The following is a 6,537-nucleotide window of genomic DNA, read 5'->3' as shown; positions in this document are numbered from 1 at the left end:
AACATCCATCCCAAAAATGATGGGTATTTTTAACCGGGATTGCTTGATCGCTATTTCCTGTGTTTTGCGGATTTTCGCTGGTGTACTCATGCTGAAAATACCGCCGATTTGACCATTTTTAATTTTCGCTTCTACTCCCGTGGATACTGTGGTTCCGGTCGTCGCTTCACCACCGGTGACCAAGTTAAGTTGTCCAATCTTTTCCTCGACAGTCATCTTAGCCATAAGCTGATTAATGAACGTGTCCATTTTCTGATTGGATTGCGCTGGACTTGTATGCCAGGCGATCAATGCAAGAAGGAAAGTACCTACTACTTTTTTCATCGTATTATTTTTTTGTGCGCATGGATTTTGCTTTCCTCGCTACATGGTAAGTTTATGTAAAGCGCTCAAGATGACTCTTGACGCTCTTTTATGGGATATCCTGTTGTTTTCGTGGAAGGAACCATTCTCAACGTGTGACGGATTGAAAATGATTCCACAGACCACTATTTTAAATAAGGACTTGTAAAACCGAGTTTCTTTAGTCCTTGTTGAATTTCTGGGGCCTGCATAAATAGCTCCCAGATTTTACCTGTTCTATAGTTTTCGATCATGACAATAATAGGCCCCTGATCGATGGCTAGATAACGTTGTGGATACCAATTTGCCGTTTCACTGTAGGCATCATAGTAACCATATTTACCCCAGACTTTATTGCCGAGTTGTTTATCTAGGTATTGCGCAAACTGGATGCTTTCATGTGGGGTGTAGGGCATGGAAGACAAAGCTGCTGTAGGCGAGATCACGCCAGGGTCGTTGTCTGGGTGATGTGCATCGTAGCCGTTAATGGAATAGCTGGCTGTCCAGCCCCAGCCTTTATCTGAACCATAACCTTTATAACCTTTTGGGTTTAGATCTGCATAGGCCAAATTTATCTTGGCATGGTTGCTTGTCGCTTCCCAATAATCTGCATATTGGTCTTTTAATCCTTTGGGACTCAATCCTAAATAGGAGTAATGTTCCCAGAATAACGGCCCCACTTCACCTTCTTTGGCATTGTGCTTGAGTACGAGTGGAATATCGTATTTTTTAGCGGAGCTTTTAATGGCCCCAGATCTTGCCCAGCCCTCATGATACACTTGGGGTGCAATAGGGTATGTAGGTGAGGAGGCTGCTAAAATATAGGTAATCAGACATTCGTCGTATCCTCTGACCGGATGATTTTGCTGGAAGTTAAATTTAGGACTCCAATGCCAATAAATAACATTTTGTCCATTTGTGTAATGATTCCAATTGATTTCTTTCCATAGTTTATCTGCTTTTTGGGCAACGAGTTGGGCAGAATCACCTTTGTCTTTTAGATATTCCCGAATGGCGATTAGGCCTTGGGCTAAGAATGCAGTTTCAACGATGTCACCGCCATTATCTTTTTCACTAAAGGGTTTCGCTGTACCCAGTTCTCCATCGTACCAATGTGCCCAGGCTCCTTTAAACCGTTCGATTTTGCCTAGATAATCCATGATGTGATCCAGCTTTTGAACACCTTGTTCCTGACTGATAAACCCACGTTCCATGGCGACAATCATACCCATGAGCCCGAAGCCACTACCACCTATGGTCACGACATTACGGTCATTTTGAGGGTAAACACCATCCATATGGATACGTTCCCTGGCGAGACCGGAAGTAGGTTCGGCACCTTCCCAAAAATATTGAAATGTATGTTGCTGAATAGTTGTTAATAGCGAATCTTCATTGATTTTGCTTCCATCGGTTGAATCAATCTTTGAGGGACTGTCTGGACTGCTATTAGTAGCGTTTTGGCACGAACTGCTGAGAATAAGCGCCAAAGCGATACCGCTAAGTGCTGGATATGCTATTCGTTTTCTCATGGATATGTTGTTTAATTCTTGAAAAAATGTTCAAACGACCATAGGTCGTTTGAACGGAGTTATTTTGTATAAATGATTACCAACCGGTATTTTGCGGCATTTCTGGCGTTTGGATCCGTTGATTCTCCGGAATTGGAAAAAGCATCATTTTATCCTGGAACGTTTTTCCATTGGCTGCCATGGCAGTTTTTCCCTGTTTTGTACGAATTAAATCAAACCAGCGGTCATGCTCAAAAGCTAATTCAAGGCGTCTTTCTTTCCAGATCAACTGGCGGAGCTGCGCTTGGTCGGTTGTCGTTACATTGGCTAATTTTACACGTGTCCGTACCATATTCAATGCGTTCAGCGCTTCGCTGCTATTGCCAACCTCATTAGCTGCTTCGGCCAGGATAAGATAAATTTCACCTAGACGGAGGTAACGTACGTTTTTATCGCCATCAGCGGCACCTCCATTTGCAGAGGAATACGCTTTTTCATTGTACATTGGATTTTCTACACCATTGTCAATAAGACGGCCATCATACAGGGGTTCGCCTCTGAAAATAATCGTGGCATCGCGACGGATATTGTCTTTTTCGGCATTGAAGGCATCCAATAAGTTTTGGCTTGGGATATTAAAACCCCAGCCTAAGTTTACCGCTCCTCCACGAGGTGCCTGTACTTGACTATATTGTTGGATACCATGTGCGATAGAGGTACCCCTTGCTTGAAATTCAAATAATGATTCAGGGCCATTTTCCCCCGCTAAACGCCAAATTGTTGCGTAATCTGGTTCGAGACTGTATCCTCCAGATGTGATGACAGTTTTCGCCATATCAGCAGCTTGTTGCCATTTGCTTTGATACAAATAGACTTTTGACATTAATCCTTGTGCAGCACCTTTGGTTGCTCTACCTAAGTCTTTTGCAGCATAAGCAGATTTGACTGGAAGATTGTCGATAGCAAATTGTAAATCAGCTTCAATATAAGCGTAAACCTCAGCTGCGGGTTCTCTTTTTATTAAATCACGTTCTTGAATAGGAACATCGCCCCATCCACGCACAAGATAGAAGTAGTTCAATGCACGTAGAAAACGGGCTTCGGCAATCAATCTGTTTTTATAAGCTTCGTCTGTCAATCCAAATTTTTCCGTGTATGCAATAGCTTGCGTAGCCCGCCCAATGGATTTATACCAACGTGTCCACATGGAAAGAAAGGAACCTGTTGTTGAAGTGTACGTCAACTCGTCTAAACTTAGTTTATCACCACCGGCATCTGTCGCTGAACTACCTTTATCCGCATTATCGGAAAGCATGTCCGTGATACCAATGTAAGAGAAAGAATAATCCCAGTCCGTAAACATTCCATATACACCATTGACAAATTGCTCGGGTGTGTAGATTTCTTCACTGTCTTCGGCTTCAACATATTCTTTAGAAGGTACATCTAAGAAGTTGTTGTCTTTGCAGCCTTGCAATGCAATGCCCCCACTAAGAAGAATTGCTATATAAAGTTTGTTAATTTTCATTGTCTTCAAAACTAAGGTGATTAAAATTGCATGTTAAGTCCAAATAAGAAATTACGTGTCGTTGGATAAGCCGAAAGCTCAATACCAGAAGTTAAATTTGGACTACCGTCGCCTGCAAGTTCAGGTGAGAAACCACTATAATTCGTAAATATAAATGGATTCTGTGCAGTAACATATAATCTTAGTTTAGATCTCGAGCTATATAAGTTGTTGAAAGTGTATCCTACGGTGATATTATTGATACGGAAATAAGCACCCGATTCAAGGAAATAACTCGAAGCCCAATATGCTCTTTCTGCACCAGGATGCTCATTGGTTGAACCTGCGCCAGTCCAGCGATTTTCAAAAGTTGACAACGCGATATTCTCACCCGCATTGGAACGAACACTATTTAAACCATTGTAAACCTTATTGCCTGCAACACCATATCCGGAGACATTAAAATCAATAGCTTTGTAATTAACACCAACATTGATACCATATGTTGAAGTCGGTAAAAATGATCCAAAGAAAACCTTGTCGCGGGAATCGATGACACCATCTTCATTTTGATCCTTGTACTTCAGGTAGCCAGGTTTTGCAGCGCCAAACGATGGGTAATTTTTTACATCTTCAGCGTCTTGAAAGACACCATTTGCTTCAAACATCCACCAGCCATAGATCGGTTGTCCGACACGGAGTTGTTTGGTAATCTCCCCATTATTTAAACTACCTCCAGTAGCACGGTCATAGGCAGGAACCACTTCTGTTACTTTGTTTTTGTTGTAGGCATAATTGACGCCGACGGTATAACTGAATTCAGGATTAATGCTTTTGTTCCAATTTAAAGCTACTTCAACTCCTTGATTCAGTACTTTGGCACCATGCGCATAGAAATTTTTCTCTGAAGGAGAAGTGTAAGTTGGCGTTACATCAAGAATAGTATTGGTATTCAGCTTATGATAGTAGTCAATGGATCCTGAAAGCTGATTGTTTAGAAACGCAAAGTCTACGCCAGCGCCTGTTTCTCTGGTTACTTCCCAGGTTAGATTTACGGCAGGAGTACCATAAGCACTACCATACACCATATTCTGTTCAGGACCGAAAACGTAGTTATAATTTGAACTTTCTGGACTTGTTAAAATTGTGGATACATTTAACGGGATATCTTGGTTACCTAATTTACCCCAGTTTCCGCGCACTTTCAATAAATTAATCCAGCTGGCATCTTTCATAAAGCTTTCATTGGTTACCGTCCAGCCTAATCCCACCGATGGGAATGTACCCCAGTATTTTCCTGTATTACGGAAAACACTTGATCCATCTCTACGCAATGTTGCCGTTAAATAATATTTGCTATCGTAATTGTACTGTAATCGTCCGAAATAAGAAGCTAAGGCCCTTGGAGTATAAGACGTTTGCAGCGCAACAATACCATAATTGGTTGTTCCTTTTGCAAGATTAATATTCCAGTATTGCTCTTGTTCAGGCACATTATAACCCGTTTGGCTGCTCATGCTGTTAATGTCGTATTTCTCACGTGACATCCCCACAACCGCCTCAATATGATGCTTGTCAAAATTCTTGTTGAAGGTCAAGAAATTCTCGATAGACCAGCGGAATTGTTCCAGATTTTCATATTTCAGACTATTGTCTACATAGTCAAGGGCTTTTGGATTATTTTCCTTTAATTTGATGAAATCAGATTCATTCAATAACGTATTTGCATTTAACCATTGATCTTTTACATTATTAAAAATCCGTTGTTTCGAATAAAATTTATTCCCGCCAATACGCGAATTGATTTTCAGATAATCGGTTATTTTGAATTCTCCTTCAAAACTTCCCTGTAGGCGGAGCGTATTTGTTCTTTCATTTTGACGTAAAACCTCATACACTGGATTTCCAATGGAATTTAAGTTTCCGATAGCTTGCCCAGGAGCTGCCTCAATACCGGCAACACCAGTTGTTGTATTTACACGACCTAAACCGTAACGGCCATTATCAAACATCAGGGGAGCCAGCGGTGACTGACGATAAGCCGTGGTGAAAGCACTATAGGGCTTGGGCGTTGCGTTTGTTAATGTAAGATTTAAATTTTGACTGAACTTTAGGCGATTGTTTAAAAATTTATATACGTTGTTATTGCGTATGGTATTTCTTACAAATTTGGAGCCATCAAGAATACCATTTTCGGTATAATTGTTTGCGGATACGAAGTAATCAACTTTCTCAGTTCCGCCAGAAATATTAACGGAATTATTAAATACAGAACCTGTACGTAATAATTCGTCATACCAATCTGTATTATATTTTTGATTCTCTGCTAAACGGTACGATCCATTGGTCGAGGTTAGGTATTCATTGGCAAATGTTCTAAACTGATCAGCGTTTGCCATTTTCACACGATTGAGGACATTTTTTATGCCTGCAAAGCTTTCATAATTGATGTTTGTCGTCCCTGTTTTACCTTTCTTCGTGGTCACGATAATAACACCATTTGCAGCCCGAAGACCGTAAATAGATGCAGAGGATGCATCCTTCAAAACATCCATAGATTCAATATCTGATGGGTTGATATTATTAATATCTGTTTGTGCAATTCCGTCGACAATATAGAGTGGATTCCGTCCTGATAATGCCGTTCCTAAGCCCCGGATAATTACATTAGGTGAGGAACCGGGTGCTTCATTTGCAATAATATTGATACCAGCAGCTTTACCTTGGATGGATTGCATCGCCGACATGGCAGGTTGCTTCGTGATATCGGATGATTTCAAGGAGCTGATCGATCCTGTCAGATCCGCTTTCTTTTGCGTACCGTAACCGATAACCACAACCTCTTCCAGTGCTTGGTTTTGATTTTCTAAGAATACATTGAGTTGCGTTTGATTGCCAATGTAGACGGTTTGTGTGCGATAACCCAGAAAGTTAAAGACCAATGAGTCGGTAGGAGAGGCGTTGATTTGAAATTTCCCCGTTGCGTCGGTTTTTGTAGCTACTGCTTTCCCTTTGATACTGATGGTGACGCCTGGCATGGAGATCATGCTTGAGCCATCTTTGACCACTCCTTGTATGGAAGTTTGTCCATAGGCAACAGATACGACCATGGATGTCAAAAATAATGCGGATAGATTCCTCATATCGTTAATTTTTGGTGTTTGTTTAAAATACGTT

3 protein-coding genes and 1 pseudogene are annotated in these 6,537 nt (G+C 41.1%); all 4 read right to left on the bottom strand.

The window, feature by feature from the left end; genetic code table 11:
- Nucleotides 1-324, bottom strand: a pseudogene (locus B2X72_RS24735) (glycoside hydrolase family 3 N-terminal domain-containing protein); the annotation flags it as partial.
- Between the two features lie 164 nt (nucleotides 325-488).
- Entirely contained in the window at nucleotides 489-1,874 is a 1,386-nt protein-coding gene (locus B2X72_RS24730; RefSeq protein ID WP_248933371.1) for a glucoamylase family protein, read from the bottom strand.
- 76 nt (nucleotides 1,875-1,950) lie between these two features.
- Entirely contained in the window at nucleotides 1,951-3,381 is a 1,431-nt protein-coding gene (locus tag B2X72_RS24725) for a RagB/SusD family nutrient uptake outer membrane protein (RefSeq protein WP_286851922.1), read from the bottom strand.
- Nucleotides 3,382-3,401: 20 nt separating this feature from the next.
- Nucleotides 3,402-6,503 (bottom strand): SusC/RagA family TonB-linked outer membrane protein, encoded by a 3,102-nt coding sequence (locus B2X72_RS24720; protein WP_286851920.1) that lies wholly within the window; start codon nucleotides 6,501-6,503, stop codon nucleotides 3,402-3,404.
- Nucleotides 6,504-6,537 lie beyond the last annotated feature (34 nt).

The organism is Sphingobacterium sp. UBA7253, from assembly GCF_002472745.1.
GTDB lineage: Bacteria > Bacteroidota > Bacteroidia > Sphingobacteriales > Sphingobacteriaceae > Sphingobacterium > Sphingobacterium siyangense.
The sequence above is the reverse complement of the archived record's forward strand: the minus strand, read 5'-3'. Positions and strand labels throughout refer to the sequence as shown.